Origin of the sequence: Pantoea sp. 18069 (assembly GCF_902706035.1) — a bacterium.
GTDB lineage: Bacteria > Pseudomonadota > Gammaproteobacteria > Burkholderiales > Burkholderiaceae_C > Comamonas.
In genome coordinates this window covers 1-18,074 of sequence record NZ_CACSJA010000058.1, presented here as the reverse complement: position 1 = coordinate 18,074, position 18,074 = coordinate 1, and the positions used below count along the sequence as shown (strand labels likewise).

Sequence of the window (18,074 nt, the reverse complement as noted above, 5' to 3'; positions counted from 1 at the left end):
CGCCAGCTCAATGCCTTGGCGCTGGCGTTCGCGCCTGTCCTCGTAGTCGTCATGGGCCATTTGCAGGGCCAGTTTCAAAAGCATGTCCTGCACGGACTCCAAGACGATGCGGGGCACGCCCTGCGCTTCGGCCGCCAGTTCGTCCAAGTCGATGATGCCGGGCACCGACAGCCGGGCGCCCTTGGCCCGTATCGAAGCCACAAGCCTTTCGGCTTCGGCCAAGGGTAGGCGGCTGATGCGGTCGATTTTTTCGGCCACCACGATTTCACCGGCTTGCAGATCGTCAATCATGCGCAGCAGCTCGGGCCGGTCAGCGCGTGCCCCTGATGCCTTTTCCCGGTAGATGCCGGCGACGTAGTACCCGGCCGCCCTTGCGGCCTGCGCGATGCCTTCCTGTCGCTGCAAATCCTGCGCTTCGGTGCTTACTCGCATGTAGATGCGAGCAACCTTGACTGGCACGGCCGGGCTGGCCGCCTTCCTCTTTGTCGTCATGTCATGGCCTTTTTGGGTATAGCTAACTTGGCCTAGCGTAGCAGGCCCGGCCAATAACTCAAAGGTCAATCTAAATTGGCTAGGCTATTTTTGGCTACCCAAGTTGCCCATGCGGCATGAAATGCTTGCGATTTGGTGTCATTGTTATACAATGGGTTCATTGATAGCTCTTGATGGAGATATACCAAATGGCAAACGTGAACGTAAGAAATCTGCCCGATGAGGTGCATCGGGCCATCCGCATCCAAGCCGCCCATCATGGCCGCAGCACCGAGGCTGAAATCCGCGACATTCTGGAGCGGGCAGCGAAGCCGGAAGGGCGCGTGAAACTTGGTTCGTTGCTGGCCTCTATCTCCCGCGAGGCGGGCGGCCTGACGGATGAAGAAGTCGCCATCTTCGAGAGCGCGCGTATCAAGTCCCCAGCCCGCGCAGCGAGTTTTGAATGATCCTGCTCGATACCAACGTGATTTCGGAGCCGCAGCGCCCGAACCCGAATGCCCACGTCCTTGACTGGATCGACGCGCAAGCGCTGGAAACGCTCTATCTGTCTGCGATCACGGTAGCCGAGCTGCGTGCGGGTATCGCGCTGATGCCGGCAGGAAAGCGCCGGGACGGCCTGCATGAAAACTTGGAAAAGCGGCTGCTGCCAATGTTCGCCAATCGGGTGCTGTCGTTCGATATGGCTTGCACGAAGGCTTATGCCGAGCTGCTGGCCAAGTCCCGCGATGCAGGCTTGGCGGTCGAAACGGCTGATGCCTTCATTGCGGCCGTCGCCCTGGCCAACGGCTTCGCCGTCGCCACTCGTGACACCACCCCTTTTGAGGCTGCCGGGCTTAACGTCATCAACCCTTGGGAGGCATCGCCATGAGGCCATGCCAGCAGGGCGACGACGCCTATACCCGTTGGCTGGCCGCCGAGATTCAGGCCGCTATCGACGACCCACGGCCAAGCATCCCGCATGAGGAAGTCATGGCCCGGATGGATGCTCAGATTGCCCGCTTGAGAGAGGGCAGGCCGACAGAACACACGGCGCGGAAAGCGCCGTGACGACGTGGTGACAAACGGATCTCGCCGGCGAGATCTACTTGTCACCAATACCAACCCCGGCGCGCTAACGCCGGTTTTTTCAGGAGTGGCGAAGATGAACACGAACCAAGAATTGGGCGTATCGACCGAACAGGCAGAGACGATGGCAAACGCTTTTTTTGAGCAGATCGAACCGAAGGTAAGGAAGGGCAGGGCGTGGACGTTCCACCGCCTGAATGCCGCTTGCGACACCCCCAACGCGGAGCGCGTGCAGGCCGTGCTTTACCCCGACGACGGCCAAGGCTTCGCCTTGTATGCCCGTCAGGGGCAGACCTTGCACGCCATCACCCACGAAGGCCGCCCGGTGCGCTTTCGGACGTTTGAAAAGGCGCTCACGACGCTGGCCGAGGTGGCACACCTCGACCCGGAAATCATCGTGGATTCGTCCAACTGGTGCGAGGAATCCGGCCCGCACTGACGCGGGAAAAAGAAAAGCCCAACACCGCGCTAACAGTGTTGGGCTTGGGTGCGGCCCCGGAGTGGCGAAACTCATTTAGGGCCGCTGACCATGACCAATCTTAGGAAATGACCATGACCAATCTTACCAAAAATGGCGGCACAGTGAACAGCAAAATGGGGGCCGCCCATGAGTAGCGCGAACGGCCCTAAACAGATCGGTGACGCCTTGGGCGGCTTGGATGGCACGTTGGCGCGCTTGAAGGCCAATATCGAGCAGAAGCACCGCAAGCGCGTAGAGGCCGCAGCGCGGCCGGGCGAGTCGTTCGCGCAGGCCGAAAGCCGCTTGCGCGCCGAGGATGCGGCCAAGGAGCGGGAGGCAGCCCAAGAGAAAGAGCGGGCGCAGTCCGCCGCTATCGCGGCCGGCCGGCAGCGCGAAGACGCGGCCAAGGCCGCATCGTCCATGCGCAAGCCGCCCGAGGGCGATGCACAGTCCGATTTTTTCGTGCCGCTGCTGTACGACGTGGCAACCAAAGATAGCCGCAGCATCATGGACGTGGCCGTTTTCCGGCTGTCCAAGAAGGACAAGCGCGCCAACGAAACTATCCGCTACGAACGCGCCGATGGCTATGTGGAAGTGGTGTCAGGCGATGCCGGCATGGCTTCGGTTTGGGACTATGACATTGTGCTGATGGCAATTTCACACCTGACCGACGCCATGAACCTTTATAGGCAGGGCAGGGGCGAGAAGCCGAGCCGCATCTTTCGGCCGCATGTGTCGGAAATCCTCAAGTTCTGCCGTCGCTCCGATGGTGGCCGCCAGTACGAGGAAATCGAAGGGGCGTTGAAGCGCCTTAGCACCACGTTCGTGGAGGTGGTGACGACGACGCAGGCCAAGGGCAAGCGGGCTTTGCGCACGGCCAAAGGGGTAGGGCTGATTAACGGCTATGAGACGGTTTCCTATGCCGACAATGGCCGCCTTACGAGCGTTTCTATCGAGGTGCCGCAGTGGCTCTATAACGAGGTGGTCGAGGTCAAATCCCCGGCCGTCTTGACCGTGCATCCCGAGTATTTTTTGATTGAGCCGGGCATAGGCCGTTTCCTGTATCGGCTTGCCCGCCGCGCTGCTGGCAAGGCCCGCGCTCGATGGACGTTCAAGCTGATTTATGAGCGCAGCGGTAGCGTGGGCACGTTCAAAGAGTTTTGCCGCATCCTGCGCAAGCTGATCGCGTCCAACGACCTACCAGAATACACGCTTGCCGAGGTGTTGGGTAAGTCCGGGCCGCTGCTGGTGATGACGCATCGGGACGCACTGCCCGACGAGCTGCCGGAGCTGCCAGAGGACGACGACGGGGCCGATGGTGACGACGTGGGCGACGATGTTGCCTTGCCGCGTGCTTGAACCATGATCGTTCAGGCTCACCCCGTCGCAGCCGGGGCCGGGCTTTCGTGCTGCGCATCGAGCCTCGTTCCGAGTCTCGCCCCATCCGGGCATCAATCCCTTTCGTCATGCCGTACCGGCAGTGCTGCGCGTCATGCTCATGGCGACACCGCGGCGACCTGGCCAGCGTGCCGGCGTCACCATCCCTTGCGGTGTGTAATAGACGGAGCCTTGGCGACAGAACGGCCACCAGGTCGGCGCGATTCGTCGCCAACGGTGTGTAATCGACGGAGGCGGCCCCGTTCCAGCGTTCAGCCTGTGGATAGCCCGTCGATTACACACCGGCTCCCGTCTATTACCCACCCGATACCGTCGATTACACACCGGCTCCCGTCTATTACCCACCGGACACCCCTGCAAGCCATTGATTTATATGGGTTTTTCGAGCTTTTCCGGCTCTAAAACTCTTAAAACATATTTAAATCTTTAAAACTTTTGGGCCTGTGGATAACTCGACCACCTGCGCAAAACGAAACGCCGCTAGCGGCCTGCGGCCGGGGCACCCCTTCGGGGTTCCCCCAACCTTCGGTCGGCTCCCCCTCCCGATAAATGGATGGCCTACGGCCATGACTCTTTGTTGAAGCGCGGCAAGCCGCGCAGGGTGGCACCACCACGGCCAAGAACCGGCACCAGTGCGGCACCAATGCCATGAAAACCAACAGCCAAGGCAAGAAGGCAACACCGGCCGGCCTTTGGCCGGAGAGCTTGAGAACGAAGGGCGGCACTTGCCGCCCGTGGTTGATCGACGGCCGAGGTAAGGCATGGTCTAAGCGTCCCGACCGGCAAGCCGGCCGGCATGGCCGCAAGCGGCCACCCCTGCGGGGCGCTAAGACCGGGACAAATCACGCCCGGCCGACAAGTCGGCCGCCCGCTCAGCCCGGCGCGTGTGCGCGCCATGCCGGAAAGGTTCGTGGGGATCGAAAGGCCGCAAAAAACCGTCTATCAGGAAGAAGGCAGGCCAGCACCGTGCCCAAAACAGGCGGCAGGGGCAGCAGGAAGGCCGCAGAGACGTTTTCAGGGACAAGGCAAGGGGCAGGGCAGGGCGAGCGGGTCGCGGCGTCCTAGCGCGCTGAATCTGTCTTGTTTTCAGGAAAAGCAAAGTGTTTCCAATGGGAAAGCCGTTTTCGTGCGGCGAACCACTCCCCCCCGCCCCTCGCCAGCGAGGGGAGCGAGTCGCCCTCTGTCGTCAGGGGTGCAGGCGGCGGGGCGCTTCGCTTCCTTCGACTGCCCCCCAGACTGGAGGCTTGGGCCGTTCCAGTGGCATCAAGGGTGCGGCTTCGCCCACGTCCTCACCCGTTCGGTGCTCGCCGTGCCGGCTGCGCTCCGCGTGCGACCTCCGGGCGTGCCCTTGACACCCCTTCCACTCGAAAACCGGGGCAGCGCGGGACAGATTGCACGTTTTGCGCTCGCGGCCGGGCGACGAACGGGCCGTAATAATCTTGCGCCGTAAGAATAATAATAGTATTATTATTATTATTCTTATTACTACCGAGGCAACCGGCCATGACCCAAGCATCTACAGCCATCCCCGCCGACGTGCGCGAGCGTGTCATTGCCGCCGCCGCCGATCTTTTCGAGCAGTCGGGCCGCCAGACCATGCCCACGGTTGACGCCGTGCGACGGGCCGCCCGCGTGGACATGAACGCCGCCAGTGCCGTGATGAAGGAATGGCGCAGGGCACAGACCGCGCAGGCCGCCCCGGTGGCCGTGGCCGTGCCGGAATCCGTGCAGCAGGCCAGCAGCGCGGCCGTGGCGACGATCTGGCAGCAGGCGCAGGAGCTGGCGAACGAATCCCTACGCAGTGCGCAAGCGGCATGGGAAACCGAGCGGGCCGAGCTGGACGCCATGCGGCAGGAACTGGCCGAGGCTTTCGAGCGTCAGGCCGGCGAGCTGGACGCGGCCGGCGTTGCACTGGCCGCCGAGAAGGCAGCAGCCGAGAAGCAGGCGCAGGAGCTGGCCGACGTTCGCCAGCAGTTGGCCGAGGCCATGAGCCGGGCCGACAAGGCAGACGCCCGCATTGCCGAAATCGAACATCGGGCCGCCGACCTTCGCGCCGAGCTGGACAGGGCACACGCCGACGCCGACCGCCTGCGCACCGAGAACACCGAGGCCCGCCAGAAGGCCGCCGCCGAGATCGAGGCCGCCCATGCCGCCACAGAGGCCGCACGCGCCGAGCTGGTGAAGGTGCAGGCCAAGGCCGAGGCCATCGAGCAGACCCACGCCGAGCAGCGCAAGCAGGCCGCCACAGAGGCCCACCGTGCCGCCGAGCGCTTGACCAAGGCGCAGGGCGAGCGCGACGACGCCACCAAGACCGCAGCAGAGGCCAGAGAGCGCGCCGCAGGGTTGGCCGGGCAGTTGCAGGCCATGCAGGAACAGAACGCCGCTTTGCTGGCCGCGATCAAGCCGCAGGGCGAACCGAAGCCCAAGAAAACCCCGCCTGCCAAAGCCTGATATTGGCGACAGCTTCACGACCTGGCCAACGCGCAGCCGTCACCAACGGCCGCCGCGTTTTGGCTGTTTCGTGCCCGCGTTCGTCGTCAGTCGTGGCCCGTGTATTGGCTGGAAGCAGTGTCAAGGGCGACACCGGAGGCCGCACGCGGAACGGAGCGCAGCGAGTACCGAACGGGTGAGGATGGCGGGCGCAGCCGCACCCTTGATGCTGGTGGAAGCCAGAGAGCCTAGCGGCAAGGGGGAGGGACGAAGGGCGAAGCCCGCCACCCCTGCCCCCGCAGCCAGTCGGGCAAGAACCGACGCGGGATGCAACCCGAAGGGGGTTGCCCAAGCGAAGCGCGGAGGGTTCCCCGCTGGTGACAGATTGGCGCGATCGAGGCAGATCCGTTGTCACCAAAAGAAAACCCCGCCGAAGCGGGGTTGAGGGTCAGCGTTCCAACTCGACAGAGGGCAGAGGGTGCGCCCGTTCGATGTTTTGCATGTTGTAGGCGTATTCGTCCCGGCCCAACGTCGTGGGCCTTGCGCCGTCTCGCTTCGCGGCGCGGGCTACCTTCGTCACATCGAGGGCATGAGCAGCCGCCAAGCCCGGCACATGCGCTTTGACCGTGCGCAGGTTTTCGGCCCGTTCCCACTCTTGCAGCCAGTGGGCAATTCGCTGGCTGTCGGCCGTGTGGCCCGTGGCATAGGTCATAAGCCGCATTAGGGCTTCGTGTTCAAGCTGGTTGAACATGGCTTATTCCCCCTTCACGTTGCCGCCCGGTTGCTTGGCCCATGCCGACCCCAAGCGTTCCTTGATGGCTTCCCGGTACGCGGGATTGCGTGCCCATACGCTGCGACCCATAGCAAGGTGTTCGGCTCGCCGCGCTGTCGTCTGGTGGCCGGTGCGAGGGTCAAGGCGGGTTGATGTGGGATTGACCACGTTATGAGCAGCGCCCACGGCACGGGCCGGCGACATTGCACCCGACGCGATTTGACGCAGTGACAGCGCGGAGGTGGAAACACCGCCTGCCAAGCCAGATGCCATGTTGCCCGCCTGCATGGCAATCCAGCTCAGAATCAGGGTCAGGCCAAACACTTGAAGCCCGGCGATATAGGGGTTTTGTACGCCTTCGCCTGTCAAATCAACGCCGCCGATGAATCCATTAAATGCGACGATGCCGAAGGACATGATGAGGGCGAGAATCACAATCGTGAAAATGTAATTCATCACCTGACCTACCCACCTGTCGAAAAACTGCGAGGTCATCGGGAACATGGCGCACGCAATGAAAAACGGGCCAAGGGCGAACATCACGGCAAGAGAAAACTTCGCCACGATGATATTCACGCCGCCGACGATGGCAAAAATCAGGGTTCCAATGGAAATGAAAATGCCAGTGATGAACCACGATGCTGCCGCGCCGATGTTCCATCCTGCATCGCTTGCTTGCTGCAAGGCGATGGAGGCCAGTTGCGCGCCCTTGTTCACGACCTCATCAAGCGTTTGATAGATGGTGGAAGCTGGCGCACCCGGAGCGCTGATTTTCAGAACATCGGAGAGGCCAGTTTCAATACCGTTCAGTGTGCCTACGACTTGTTGGTGATACCCGTCTGCCGATAGGGCGAAATAGGCAATGATGATGATCTTGGCGCATTGCTTGACGAACGTCCAAAACGGCGATTCGACCGAGCCTGTCGCAATCGCGTAACCAGTCAGGGTAATGTATAGAGTGACGCCGGCCAGAACAGCCATTTGCAGCTTGAACATTAAGTCGGTAGCTGCTGGCACCATAAACGCATTGGTGGCGTTCGTGATCGTTTCACCGATGTAGGTGAATAATGTTAGTTCGTCCATAGTTTCCACCTACCTTGTGAATTTTGGAGGGGTGGCCTTAATGTTGAAATTTTGGCTACCGAATATTGTTTGATCGTGGGCCGATTTGGCGTTTATGCAATTTGGAGTACCGGCAATTTCGCCCGGACTGTTTTTGCATTTTTTGACCATTTCGATGCGTTCGGCGTCGTGGGCTTTGTACCAATCGACGGTTTGAACGACTTCCACGGGCTGATCTTCTTTGCAGCCGGCCAACACCATGAGCGCGACCAGGGCGATAGAGAGCTTTTTCATTTGCTCACCTCGCGGACGGTTTCGGCGTTAATCACCCGGCCATTTTGGGCTTCATGTTCGTGGACGTATTGCAGGGCATAGGCCAGTTCGGCCGCGTCGATGATGCGCAACATGGCAACGATGCGCAGGGCACCAACACGCGAACCGGCCCAAGAGAGTGCAAGATAGTCAAAGGCGTTTTTGAGAAGCAGTAGGCTGACGCCAATACATACCGCCGAAATGAACGCCGCAAGGAAGGCATTTATCGGGCCGGGTTGGTACGGTAGGGTGACGCCTGACAACACTACCGCCGCAACAAAAAGCGGAATGATGGCGAACAAAGCAGCCAACAAATGGCCTTTGAACAGCGAGGGTGCCCGGCGCGCAACTTCGTGCATGCAATTGAGTCGATCAATGCAGGCCCATAAGCGCCATATTGGTATCAATATGACTGCGCAGAGCAGGACTAGGAGAATGTGAATATAGGAAATCATGTGTTCGCCACTCCAAAGGTTGAGGGCGAACGCCGGGCCGTCTTTCCGGCCTGTCTGTCGGCTCTTGCGAGCTGCTATTCCCGACTGTCAGGGCTTGTTTAAGGCCCGTACCCGGCACGCCGTGGCGTTCTTGGGGTGTGGTCTATGCGGCGCGTCTTTCCGCTGCTTGTCCGGTGGCTCTTGCGAGCTGCTATTCCCACCTGTCAGGCCCGTTCTTTTCGGGGCCGCACCCGGTACGCCGAGGCGTTCTTAGGGCATAAAAATCAGCGTTCGTTTTTCTTGGTTACGCATACCAAAACCGAATGTTTTGGCATACCCGATTTTCCCATTTTGGCGCGGTTACGTCGATGGTGACAGGCGCACCGAGGCGGGACGCCAGCCTGTCACCACACTTCCAACACGGTTTATTGTAGTCTTTTTTTAATATTAAAAAAAGGCCATTTTAATATTTATCACCCATCGAACGGCCGTTGCACTTCGGGCATGGCCTGATAGTCAATCTTGACCGTGGCGACCGGCTGGCCGGGTATCTTGAGGAAGCCTTGCAGGTCGGGCAGGTTCAGCACTTCCGACGACATGATGGCGGCCTGTCGCACGCGCTGCATGTTGTAGTTCGTATTGAACGACTCCGAGCTATGGCCGGGGTTCGTCAGGCCGCCCGTGCTGGCCCCCTGCCCCGTGGTCATTTGCAGCCGGTCAATGTCCTGTTCGCCCAGCTCCTTGCTGAAATATTCGGCCGTCTCGTTGTCACCGGCCCGCAAAATCAGCTTAGTGGACAGGTTGGCGAGCAGCGTTTGCGCCTCGTCCTTGCCGTAGGTTTCGCGCAGTTGCGACACCGTTTGCAGGCCAAGCACGCAGCGCCCGCCGTACTTGCGCAGCTTCGTTAGACCGCTGCGCAAGCTGGACACCTTGCCGAGCGAATCGACCTCATCGAACACGAACCACAAGCCGCGATCTTGGTTTTCCGACAGGCTCAAGCCCTCGACAATGCCGAGTTCCAGCATGGAGGCCACAAGGCCGCGCAGCAGGCCCATTTGATCGTCGCGGTAGGTCACGAACAGCCAGCCCGTGCGCGTTTCATCCTGCACCCACTCACGCACGGAGAACGTGCCAGCGTCGGGCAGGTAGCGCCACACGCCGAGATAGGTAGCGATGATGCCCCGCGTGTTGTTCAGCATCTTGTCGTTGCCCTTGGCGCACAGGATGGCGGCCGGCGTGCCGGCCAGCAGCTCGCCCAGCTCCTTTATGTCGGCCGAGCTGACATAGTGCAGTAGCCGCTTTACCGAGTGTTCCCCGCGTTGATGCAGGGCCAAGAGCGTTTCACCGAGCAGCGTTTGCGCGTAGTGGTGCCACTCTGCACCCTCCCCCGTGCCATCCGGCACGGCCGCCTTGGCGATGCGCTGGCAGTCGTATTCAGCCCGGATTTCAGCGAAGGGCGACCAATCGACCGAGCGCCGATCAAAGGGGTTAAACAGCACATCGCCAGGACGACCGAAGCGGGAGAAGAACCCCCCGGCCGGGTCGGCGATCAAGGCCCGTTGATCGCGTGCCCGCACGGCCCGCAGAACCCGGTTAATCGCCTGCGTCTTGCCCGCGCCCGTGGTGCCGCTGAAAAGCATGTGCTGCGCTTCCAACATGCGCGGAACGACCACCCCGCCAATCTCAATATCCACGTCGGCCGGCTTCGCCTTGTCGCCATACATGCGGGCTTGCAGATCGGAGCCGCCGACAACTTCCGTGCCCCTGATGACCGTTTCTTGGCCGTGGGGCGCGTAGTTGGCACGGGCCATCATGTGGCCCCAAATTCGGGTCTGGCAGAACACCGCGACGACGGCCACGCCGATAGCCAGCAGGGCCGAGGATTCGCCCAAGGCGAGCCAGCGCGGCACGGCCGAGCCGAGGCCGTACAGCACGGCCACGGCCCACAGGCCGAGCCACAGCCACGTTACCCACGTTGCCGGCGTCTTGCCCTTGATCGTGGTGAACAGGTTGCGGCCGAGCATGAAGGCCGAGGCGGCCAGCAGCAGCAGGGTTAGGGCAAGTGCGGGTTTCATTGGCTATTCCTTGCGGCCTGAATCCGCTCTTTTGTCTTGGCGTCCAAACTGTCCCACACCGTGCCTACGGCACGGCCGAAGGCCGCTTGTTCGTCAATCTGTTTCCCGTACAGCAGGTGCGAGCCGTAGAAGCCGAGCGCGCCCGCTAGGAGGCTTCCAGCGAAGGCAACGGCAATCCATTGCCAGCGTTGCCGCGTCTCCCCCTTCGCCGCGTCCTGATGGATGCGGGCCGAGGTCGCCAGTTCGCGGGCTACGCTGGCGAGCGCTTCGCCGGCTTCCTCCCGTAGTGCCGCCTTGAGAGAGTCCCGCAGCGCGACCTTTTCGGCCGCTGCGAAGTTTCCGAACGAGGCTTTTTCCGCTGCGCCGAGCTGGACGATAGCGCCGTGCGCCTTTTCCGTGGCCTTGAGGATGGCCCCGAGCGTCGGGCTTACTTCCTTTTCAAAATTGCCGGGAAGCGCCTTTATGTCATCGTGCAGCCTGCCAACGTCGCCCAGCAATTCAAGCGTGAGCGCGTCCCTTGTCGTGCGGGGAATGTTTGCCGCGTCCATAGAGCGCCCCTTATTTAAACAAGACAGAGAATACAGAATCGAGGTTTCGATTCACGCTGCGCGACAATGCTTTGAGGCCGTGCATATCACCCCAAGTGTTCTTTTCTTTCGCGGTGGCATCCGGGTTGCTCTTGAGCAACGCCTTATAGTCGGTTTCATCTTTCAACAGAGCTTCGACGGTCAGTTTTTTAACGGCGAGTGCGTCGAACAATTCGCTTTCAAAAATAGCCGCCTCAGTGTTGGCCGTGGCGTTCTTTTCCTTCCTTACATAATTGACGACATGGGCGAATTCGTCGGCCACGTCAGCATCAACGCGATTGAACACAAGCCGGATTTTTTCGGCAGGAATGCCGAAATCCGAAAGTGTCCCGATCATCGAGATGGTTTCTTTTTGCTCTTTGGTGCCGCTGGTCAGCGGAATAACGAAGTAATCAAATTCAAGGTGTGATTCATCGAACTTGACCATGCCATCTAGGAAATCTTCGATATTGGACGCGCCCACGTCAATGATTGCGTCATCGAGCGCAAAGAGCTTGCGGAACAGTTCGCGGAATTTGTCGCCCTTGATTTGCTCAACATCGACACCCAAACCGGCCGCCGTTTCGTTGATCGACTCGACGGCAAAGATAGGAGCGTTGCCCATGCGAGGGGAAAGCAGGTGTGCCGCGATAGTGGTTTTACCAACGGTGCCGGTGTAGTTGACGATTGCGATTTTCATAAAGTTATTCCTTGTCGGATAGGTCATCTAAATCAATTTCCCGGCGTCTGGACTTGCGAATATCGGCCGGGTTCGTGATGCGCGCTTGGGGTTCCCCTGCGGGTTCCTGCTGCGGTGCTTGGGCTGGCTGGCTGGCCGGTTCCGCCGCTTGGTCATGACCAATTTTTGCGGCCGGCTTCGCTGGCTGGGTTCGTTTTTTCCTGATGCGGTACAGGGCGCTTTCAAAGCTTTTGAGCGTCATCGTGAAGCCTTGCGCGTTCAGAGCTTCAAGGACGGCCGCACGGCTTACGCCAGCAGCTAGAGCCGCTTCTACCTCATCCACTATGTCCCGCAGCCGGGCAGTTTCAGAGCGGCTTTTGTCGCCTGTAGCCAGTGCGCGCAGCACGTCGGCCACGCTGTCTTTTGTCATGCTTTCACCTTTTCGCGTTGTCGGCATAGCCGGGTGCCGCGATATTGCCGTTTATTTGCAGTGCGGTCAATGTTTGACGCCGTGTTAGTGCCATTGTTATGCAGTGCATGTGCAGTGTCAAGCGATATTGTGCAGTGCGTATGCAGTGTGTTTGCCGTCTTGTGCGAGTGTGGGAGCTGCGTTATAGTGTTGGCGTGCTGTAGATAGGCACGTCGGATATGTTTACAAAAGCGCTCCGCGTTTTGAAACATATCCCGTGCCCAAAGGGGTGCCCCCCTTTGGAAACCTGCCACCGGCCCCCTACGGGAGCCGGGCCGCATGGCGACAGATCCACGCCCACCAGGTCGCGGATTCGTCACCAGCAGCACAAGCCGCCCGGCAGCTTCGCAGCCGGTCATTAACCGCCCTGCCCCGTGCCATCGAGGCGGGCACGAGACAGGAGCCGCGACCATGCCGCGCAAGCCCAAAGAGCCAACCCGCACGGTAAGTTTCAGGCTCACCCTGCCCGACCATGCCGCCTATCTGGCGAAGGCCAGTGCGGCCGGTGTGAAGCCGTCCGAGTTCTTCCGTGATGCCGTGCTGACCAACCGAACGCAGGTAGTCGCACGGGTGCAGCCGAGCAGCGACAAACGCCGGCTGATCTACCTATTCAACAAGGCCAGCAATAACCTGAACCAGCTTGCCCACACTGCCAATGCCGCCGAGCTGGCCGGCACTGTTACCCCGGCGACTTACGCCGGGATTCTGGCCGAGCTGCAAATGCTGGCCGACTTGATGAAAGAGGCAATCCGCGATGCTGATTAGAGTGCGTGGCGGCGATGCCGGGATAAAGGAATATCTAGAGAACGGGCAGAAAGACGGCCGGGACTACAGCCGCGACGAGCTGGACGAGCGCGTTATTTTGTCGGGTGATCTGGAATTGACCGACACCGTTATCAACAACATGGACAAGGCCGGCGAGCGTTATTTGCATATCACGCTGGCTTTCAAAGAGGATGAAATCAGCCCGGAAATGTTGCGGGCAATCACGGATGAATTTAAGCAATTCGCCATGATCGCCTATGAAGGCGATGAATATAACTTCTATGCCGAAGCGCACTTGCCGAAGCTCAAGACCTATACCAACCAGAAAACCGGCGAGCTGGTCGAGCGCAAGCCACATATTCATATCGTCATACCTGAATACAACCTTTTGAGCGGGAAGAACCTAAATCCCTTTGGAAAGGTTGACCAGCAGACTAAGTTTCTTGAGGCGTTCCAAGAACATATCAATGCAAAGTTTGGGATTGCCAGCCCGAAAGATAACCGGCGCATTGAGTTCACCGACGAGAGCGCGATTATTTCCCGCTACAAGGGCGACTATTTCAAGGGCGCAAATCACGACTTGAAAGAGCGCATCTTGTCCGACGTGCTGGACAAGGGCGTTACCGACTTCGACCAGTTCCGTGCCATCGTTGCCGAGCATGGCGACACCAAGACCCGCAACGCTGGCAAGACCGGCGAATATCTCAACGTGAAGCCAGAGGGCGCGGCCAAGGGCGTGAACCTAAAAGAGTACGTTTTCAGCCGTGAATTCATCGAAATGCCCGCCGCTGAAAAGCGGCAGAAGCTGGCCGGCGAAATCCGCGCAGGGTACGAGGACACCAAAGCGCCCCGCCCTACCCCGGCCGACATTGCCGACCGCTTGCAGGAGTGGCGCGAGGTGCGGGCCGCCGAACTGAAATACATGAACAGCGGCAACCGCAAAGCCTATGCCGCCTATCGTGAAGCCGACCCCGAGCAGCGCCGGGCCATTTTGGCCGAGCGTGCCGCCGTGTTCTACGCCAAGCACCGCCCGGCCGTGGAAATCCCGCATGACCCGGAGCAAGAACGCCCGGCCCCGGCCAGAGCGGCCGAACAGGCCCGCGCCAGTGAGCCGACCCCGACCCCTTCGCGTGAGCGTGACGGCCGCCAGACCGATAGCGTTGTGGGCCAATACGAGGCCGAGCGCCGCGAGCGTGCCGCCCGTGGCACCGACAGCAGCCGGGCCGAGTTCAACACCATCAAACGGGAGCTGGACGCCGCCCGTTTGCTGGCGAGCGTCAGCCGCACGCATGGCGTGGTGCCCGACAAATACGAAGTGACCAAGGGCAAGGACGGCGGCGACCGCATCCGGTGCGGCCGGCGAAATCTGAACGTGTCCGACTTCCTCACCCAAGAGCTGCATTTGCCTTGGCGTGATGCCGCGCCGATCTTGCAGCAGACCTATGCCGACCAAATCGGCCATGCCGCACCACAGCAGGCCCGCCCTGCCCTGCGCCGTGACCTTTGGGCCGAGTACCGCCGCGAATGGCAACCACAGCAGCGCGAGCGCCGGGAACAGGATTGGCAGGAGCAAAAGAAGCGCGAGCAGGAGCGCCGCGCCGAGCTGCGCCGCGAATACCTGGCCGAGCGCCGGGCCGTTCAGAACGACCGGACTTTGAAGCCGGCAGAGCGCAAGGCGGCTTTGTCGGTTTCCAGCATGGGCAAGGTGGTGAAGGACATAGAACTACGCAAGGCCATTGCCGGCGAGCGTGACGCCTTGAAGGCCCGCTATCGGATGAAGCCGGCCGACCAGTACCGCGCCTATCTGGCCGAGCGTGCAGGCAACGGCGATGCCGATGCACTGGCCGAGCTGCGCCGGCAGCGCAGCCCGCAGCGTGCCCCGACTGGCGAGCGCATCGAGCACCAGACCGGCCAGCAGCCCGAGGCCGCGCCGATCATGAAGCCCGCCGCGTACAAGGTCGATCAACAGGGCAACGTGACCTATTACGACCAGCAGAAGCGGGCCATGTTCACCGACCGGGGCGAAGCCGTGGAATTCGGCCAGCAGGAGCGCGACACCATCGAGCAGGGCTTGCGCCTCGCCCTTGCCAAGTTCGGCCCGCATATCCGCTTGCGTGGCGGTTCCGAGGAATACAACAACATGATGGCCGACGTGGCGGCCGATGCCGGCCTATACGTCGAGTTCAGCGACAAGGCTTTGCAAGACCGCTACAGCGAACGCCGGGAGGCCGCCCAAGCCGGCCGCGACTACTTCGCCAAGAGCAAGGGCGCACAGAGCGGCGGCCAGCAGCCCGAGCGCGACCAGCCCGAGCAGGCCACGCAGCGCGAACGCGAGCAGCAGGCACAAAAGCCAGACCACGGCCGAGGGCGCTAGCCGCCCTGCCCTGCCCATTGACATGCGGCACCTACGGCATATAATTAATATGTTTTTTTAATATTAAAAAAAGGTGCTAAATGATAGTGACCGTAGGCAATACAAAGGGCGGCGTCGGTAAAACGACCTTGGCCGTAAACCTCGCCATTGCGCGGGCGCTGGCTGGCCGTGACGTGTGGTTGATCGACGGCGACCGGCAAGGCACCGCACAGACTGCAATCAGCATCCGGGCCGACAACGGCCAACAGCCCGGCATTTCTTGTGCGACCTACCCGGACGGGCCGACCCTTCGCGCACAGGTGCAGCAGCAGGCCGGAAAGTTTGACGACATCATCATTGATGCAGGCGGCCGGGATTCAACCGCCCTTCGTGCCGCCTTGGTGCTGTCTGATGTGCTGATCGTGCCCTTTCAACCCCGCAGCTATGACGTATGGGCACTGAACGACATAGCCGCGTTGGTCGATGAAGCCCGCAGCGTGCGGGATAACTTGCGGGCCGTGGCCGTCTTGAATTGCGCAGACCCCGGCGAACATTCCACGGACAACACCGAGGCGGCCGCAGCCGTGGCCGACGTGCCGCAGTTTGAATATCTGGCAACCCCTATTCGTCGCCGCAAGGCGTTTGCCAACGCGGCCGGCGCTGGCCTGTCGGTGCTGGAGCAGAAGCCCGCCGACAAGAAGGCAGTAGCCGAAATTGACGCCCTTATTAAAGCGTTATTTTAATATTTATCTAATATTAAAAAAGTATCAGGATAGCGACGATGGCAATCACCAGACCCAAACCGAAAACCGGCCCGGCATCAGCCGAGGCGTTCATAAACGGCGCACCGGATGCCGCAGTCACCGCCACAGGCGCGAAGCGCGGCAGGCCGAAGGGCAAGAGCGAGAACAAGAAGGCCATTAGCGTGCAGATCAATGAAGACCTGCTAGCGAAGGCCGACGAGCTGGCCGCCCAAATGGGCTATTCACGGACGGCCCTTATCAACATGGCTCTAGCCATTGCCGTAGAAAACGGCGTGGACTTCACAGTCAGACCGAAGGGGTAAGCCATGTCAGAAGAATTCATAGCCAAGAGGGCACAGGAAGCCGACCTGTACGACATTCGGGAGCAGTGCGGCACGCTTGAGCTGGCCTTGCAGAATGAAACCGACCCGGCCCGCCTGTCCGACTTGCGCCGCGAGCTGGCCGAGTGCCGGCAGCGCGCTTTTGAAGTCGAGCAGCGCGACCAGCCAGCGGCCGAGCGTGAAGCGGGCGGCCCGGCCGGCGACCCGTTGCCCCCGGCCGCCGTGCGCGGCGACAGCGAGAAGGCCGCCCCGTTCGTCACCATCGAGGCCGCAGACCCGCGCCCGGACTATGCCGGCCTGTATGCCGCCGAGCGCATCGAGAACGCCGAGCTACGGCAGGAGCTGGCCGCAGAAGGGCAGGGCGCAGCATCGAGCAGCGGCGGCATGGAGCGCGAGCGCACCGACCCGGAAATCTCCCGCCTTGCCGAGCTGGCCGAGGCGCACCGAACCGGCGTGCAGATGTTTGGCGGCATCTACGGTGGCGGCCCTACCGTGCCACAGGCCGGCGACCACAGCCCGGCACTGGTGGAGCTGGCCGAGCAGCACGAAGCCCGCTTGCTGGCCCGTGACGAGGCGTTTTCCGGTGAAGTCGTCGCGCAGATCGAACGCGAGAACGAAAGCCCGGCCTACGTCATCGAGGCCGACGGCGACCGCGTGATGGTTCCCGAGGTCGAGGGCGCAGATATGGACGTGGGCGACGACGTGGAAATCAGCCGCGACCAGCAGGGCAACTATGAAGCGGATGCCGACTATGGCTATGGTCGATAGGCGGGCCGGGCCGGCTTTCTTTTACATCGTGAGCGACCCTTACAGCCGGGTGCCCGTCAGCAAGATAGGTATCACGCAGCGGCTGGAAAAACGCCTCTTGCACATCTACAGCGATACCCGACGACGTGGCATGTTGCCCGATGGCATGGCGGTTTTTTCACTCTACAGCATGCCGAGCTGGCAGCAGGCCGCAGAACTGGAAAGCGCTTTGTTTCGCAGCTTTCACGGCCACAAGACCGACCGGCGCACCCTTGGATGGCTTGCGCTCAAGCCCGGCATGATCGACCTCGCCATTGACGTGACGGCCGAGCGCTTGGGGGTTGAGTGCGAGCAATGCAATTTCAACTATGTACGGTGGAGCGATGCCCATGCAGACCAATGAGCCAATTTCCGAGGACGAGCGCCGCAAGCGTCAGGAGGCAGTGAACTACGCCCGCGCATCCGTGGGCCTTGAAGGGTTCAAGCCATCCGAGGCCGACGAGCAGCGGGCCGCCCGGTTTATTGCCGGTGAAATCGACCTTGCCGAGTTCGTGAAACCGGCGCGCTGAATCTGTCTTGCGTGGTGACAGCTTCACGACCTGGCCAGCTCCTTTTTGTCGCCAACCGCTGGCCGGGCCATCGCGCATACGCGCTTCACTTGGCTTTGACTGCACCCGGCCAGCCTTGCCGTTTCCGCGATGCTCTTGCCGCCTTCGCGCAGGGCCACGATGCGGGCATGGGTGGCGGTATCGGTCTTGCGGCCGGCATACCGGCCCGCAGCCTTCGCCAGCTCAATGCCTTGGCGCTGGCGTTCGCGCCTGTCCTCGTAGTCGTCATGGGCCATTTGCAGGGCCAGTTTCAAAAGCATGTCCTGCACGGACTCCAAGACGATGCGGGGCACGCCCTGCGCT

23 protein-coding genes are annotated in these 18,074 nt (G+C 61.2%); 13 read left to right on the top strand and 10 right to left on the bottom strand.

Translation table 11 applies throughout. The features are described from left to right. On the bottom strand, window positions 1-432 hold a 432-nt coding region (locus tag GVL12_RS24990), incomplete at its 3' end, for a recombinase family protein (RefSeq protein WP_235033975.1). Window positions 433-680: 248 nt separating this feature from the next. Here GVL12_RS24990 and GVL12_RS24985 point away from each other — a divergent pair. From GVL12_RS24985 to GVL12_RS24965, 6 genes are all read left to right on the top strand, one after another. Next, on the top strand, window positions 681-938 hold the full coding sequence (locus tag GVL12_RS24985) for an Arc family DNA-binding protein (protein WP_159918262.1): 258 nt from the start codon (window positions 681-683) through the stop codon (window positions 936-938). Beyond that, on the top strand, window positions 935-1,360 hold the full coding sequence (locus GVL12_RS24980; protein WP_159918261.1) for a type II toxin-antitoxin system VapC family toxin: 426 nt from the start codon (window positions 935-937) through the stop codon (window positions 1,358-1,360). Before GVL12_RS24985 ends, GVL12_RS24980 begins: the two co-directional genes overlap by 4 nt. Beyond that, window positions 1,357-1,539 carry a hypothetical protein gene (locus GVL12_RS27115; protein WP_205594015.1) on the top strand — a complete coding sequence of 61 codons (183 nt, stop codon included), beginning with the start codon at window positions 1,357-1,359 and terminating at the stop codon, window positions 1,537-1,539. Before GVL12_RS24980 ends, GVL12_RS27115 begins: the two co-directional genes overlap by 4 nt. A gap of 94 nt (window positions 1,540-1,633) precedes the next feature. After that, window positions 1,634-1,996 (top strand): hypothetical protein, encoded by a 363-nt coding sequence (locus tag GVL12_RS24975; protein WP_159918260.1) that lies wholly within the window; start codon window positions 1,634-1,636, stop codon window positions 1,994-1,996. Window positions 1,997-2,164: 168 nt separating this feature from the next. After that, complete coding sequence (locus tag GVL12_RS24970; RefSeq protein WP_159918259.1) at window positions 2,165-3,376, top strand: replication initiator protein A; 1,212 nt, start codon at window positions 2,165-2,167, stop codon at window positions 3,374-3,376. A gap of 1,542 nt (window positions 3,377-4,918) precedes the next feature. Beyond that, window positions 4,919-5,866: a DNA-binding protein gene (locus GVL12_RS24965; protein ID WP_200844072.1), complete on the top strand. Its 948-nt coding sequence runs from the start codon at window positions 4,919-4,921 to the stop codon at window positions 5,864-5,866. 427 nt (window positions 5,867-6,293) lie between these two features. On the opposite strand, the gene GVL12_RS24960 is transcribed toward GVL12_RS24965, so the two are convergent. The 8 genes from GVL12_RS24960 to GVL12_RS24925 form a co-directional block, all read right to left on the bottom strand. Further along, entirely contained in the window at window positions 6,294-6,596 is a 303-nt protein-coding gene (locus GVL12_RS24960) for a hypothetical protein (RefSeq protein ID WP_159918258.1), read from the bottom strand. A gap of 3 nt (window positions 6,597-6,599) precedes the next feature. Continuing rightward, complete coding sequence (locus tag GVL12_RS24955; RefSeq protein ID WP_159918257.1) at window positions 6,600-7,700, bottom strand: type IV secretion system protein; 1,101 nt, start codon at window positions 7,698-7,700, stop codon at window positions 6,600-6,602. A 9-nt stretch (window positions 7,701-7,709) separates the two neighbouring features. Then, window positions 7,710-7,973: an EexN family lipoprotein gene (locus GVL12_RS24950; protein ID WP_159918256.1), complete on the bottom strand. Its 264-nt coding sequence runs from the start codon at window positions 7,971-7,973 to the stop codon at window positions 7,710-7,712. After that, on the bottom strand, window positions 7,970-8,350 hold the full coding sequence (locus GVL12_RS24945) for a hypothetical protein (protein WP_200844071.1): 381 nt from the start codon (window positions 8,348-8,350) through the stop codon (window positions 7,970-7,972). The genes GVL12_RS24950 and GVL12_RS24945 overlap by 4 nt, the downstream gene beginning before the upstream one ends. 548 nt (window positions 8,351-8,898) lie before the next feature. Next, complete coding sequence (locus GVL12_RS24940; protein WP_200844070.1) at window positions 8,899-10,500, bottom strand: type IV secretion system DNA-binding domain-containing protein; 1,602 nt, start codon at window positions 10,498-10,500, stop codon at window positions 8,899-8,901. Next, the gene (locus tag GVL12_RS24935; protein ID WP_159918254.1) at window positions 10,497-11,048 is read right to left on the bottom strand and encodes a hypothetical protein; all 552 of its coding nucleotides are present in this window, start codon (window positions 11,046-11,048) and stop codon (window positions 10,497-10,499) included. The genes GVL12_RS24940 and GVL12_RS24935 overlap by 4 nt, the downstream gene beginning before the upstream one ends. Before the next feature lie 10 nt (window positions 11,049-11,058). Further along, window positions 11,059-11,766 (bottom strand): StbB family protein, encoded by a 708-nt coding sequence (gene stbB / locus GVL12_RS24930; RefSeq protein WP_159918253.1) that lies wholly within the window; start codon window positions 11,764-11,766, stop codon window positions 11,059-11,061. 4 nt (window positions 11,767-11,770) lie between these two features. Continuing rightward, window positions 11,771-12,175 (bottom strand): hypothetical protein, encoded by a 405-nt coding sequence (locus GVL12_RS24925; protein WP_152553664.1) that lies wholly within the window; start codon window positions 12,173-12,175, stop codon window positions 11,771-11,773. Window positions 12,176-12,625: 450 nt separating this feature from the next. Between GVL12_RS24925 and mobC the strand changes: the two genes are divergently transcribed. From mobC to GVL12_RS24890, 7 genes are all read left to right on the top strand, one after another. After that, window positions 12,626-12,979 carry a plasmid mobilization relaxosome protein MobC gene (gene mobC, locus GVL12_RS24920; protein ID WP_159918252.1) on the top strand — a complete coding sequence of 118 codons (354 nt, stop codon included), beginning with the start codon at window positions 12,626-12,628 and terminating at the stop codon, window positions 12,977-12,979. Continuing rightward, window positions 12,969-15,353 (top strand): LPD7 domain-containing protein, encoded by a 2,385-nt coding sequence (locus GVL12_RS24915; RefSeq protein WP_159918251.1) that lies wholly within the window; start codon window positions 12,969-12,971, stop codon window positions 15,351-15,353. Before mobC ends, GVL12_RS24915 begins: the two co-directional genes overlap by 11 nt. Before the next feature lie 80 nt (window positions 15,354-15,433). Then, window positions 15,434-16,075, top strand: coding sequence for an AAA family ATPase (locus tag GVL12_RS24910; protein WP_033470027.1), 642 nt, complete (start codon window positions 15,434-15,436; stop codon window positions 16,073-16,075). Between the two features lie 38 nt (window positions 16,076-16,113). Next, on the top strand, window positions 16,114-16,398 hold the full coding sequence (locus tag GVL12_RS24905) for a ribbon-helix-helix domain-containing protein (protein WP_033470025.1): 285 nt from the start codon (window positions 16,114-16,116) through the stop codon (window positions 16,396-16,398). Window positions 16,399-16,401: 3 nt separating this feature from the next. Continuing rightward, the gene (locus tag GVL12_RS24900) at window positions 16,402-17,184 is read left to right on the top strand and encodes a hypothetical protein (RefSeq protein ID WP_159918250.1); all 783 of its coding nucleotides are present in this window, start codon (window positions 16,402-16,404) and stop codon (window positions 17,182-17,184) included. Beyond that, window positions 17,168-17,566, top strand: coding sequence for a hypothetical protein (locus GVL12_RS24895; protein WP_159918249.1), 399 nt, complete (start codon window positions 17,168-17,170; stop codon window positions 17,564-17,566). Before GVL12_RS24900 ends, GVL12_RS24895 begins: the two co-directional genes overlap by 17 nt. Further along, window positions 17,553-17,732: an antitoxin VbhA family protein gene (locus GVL12_RS24890; protein ID WP_200844069.1), complete on the top strand. Its 180-nt coding sequence runs from the start codon at window positions 17,553-17,555 to the stop codon at window positions 17,730-17,732. The genes GVL12_RS24895 and GVL12_RS24890 overlap by 14 nt, the downstream gene beginning before the upstream one ends. Before the next feature lie 23 nt (window positions 17,733-17,755). On the opposite strand, the gene GVL12_RS24885 is transcribed toward GVL12_RS24890, so the two are convergent. After that, the coding region (locus GVL12_RS24885) for a helix-turn-helix domain-containing protein (RefSeq protein ID WP_159918247.1) at window positions 17,756-18,074 on the bottom strand (319 nt) is incomplete at its 5' end.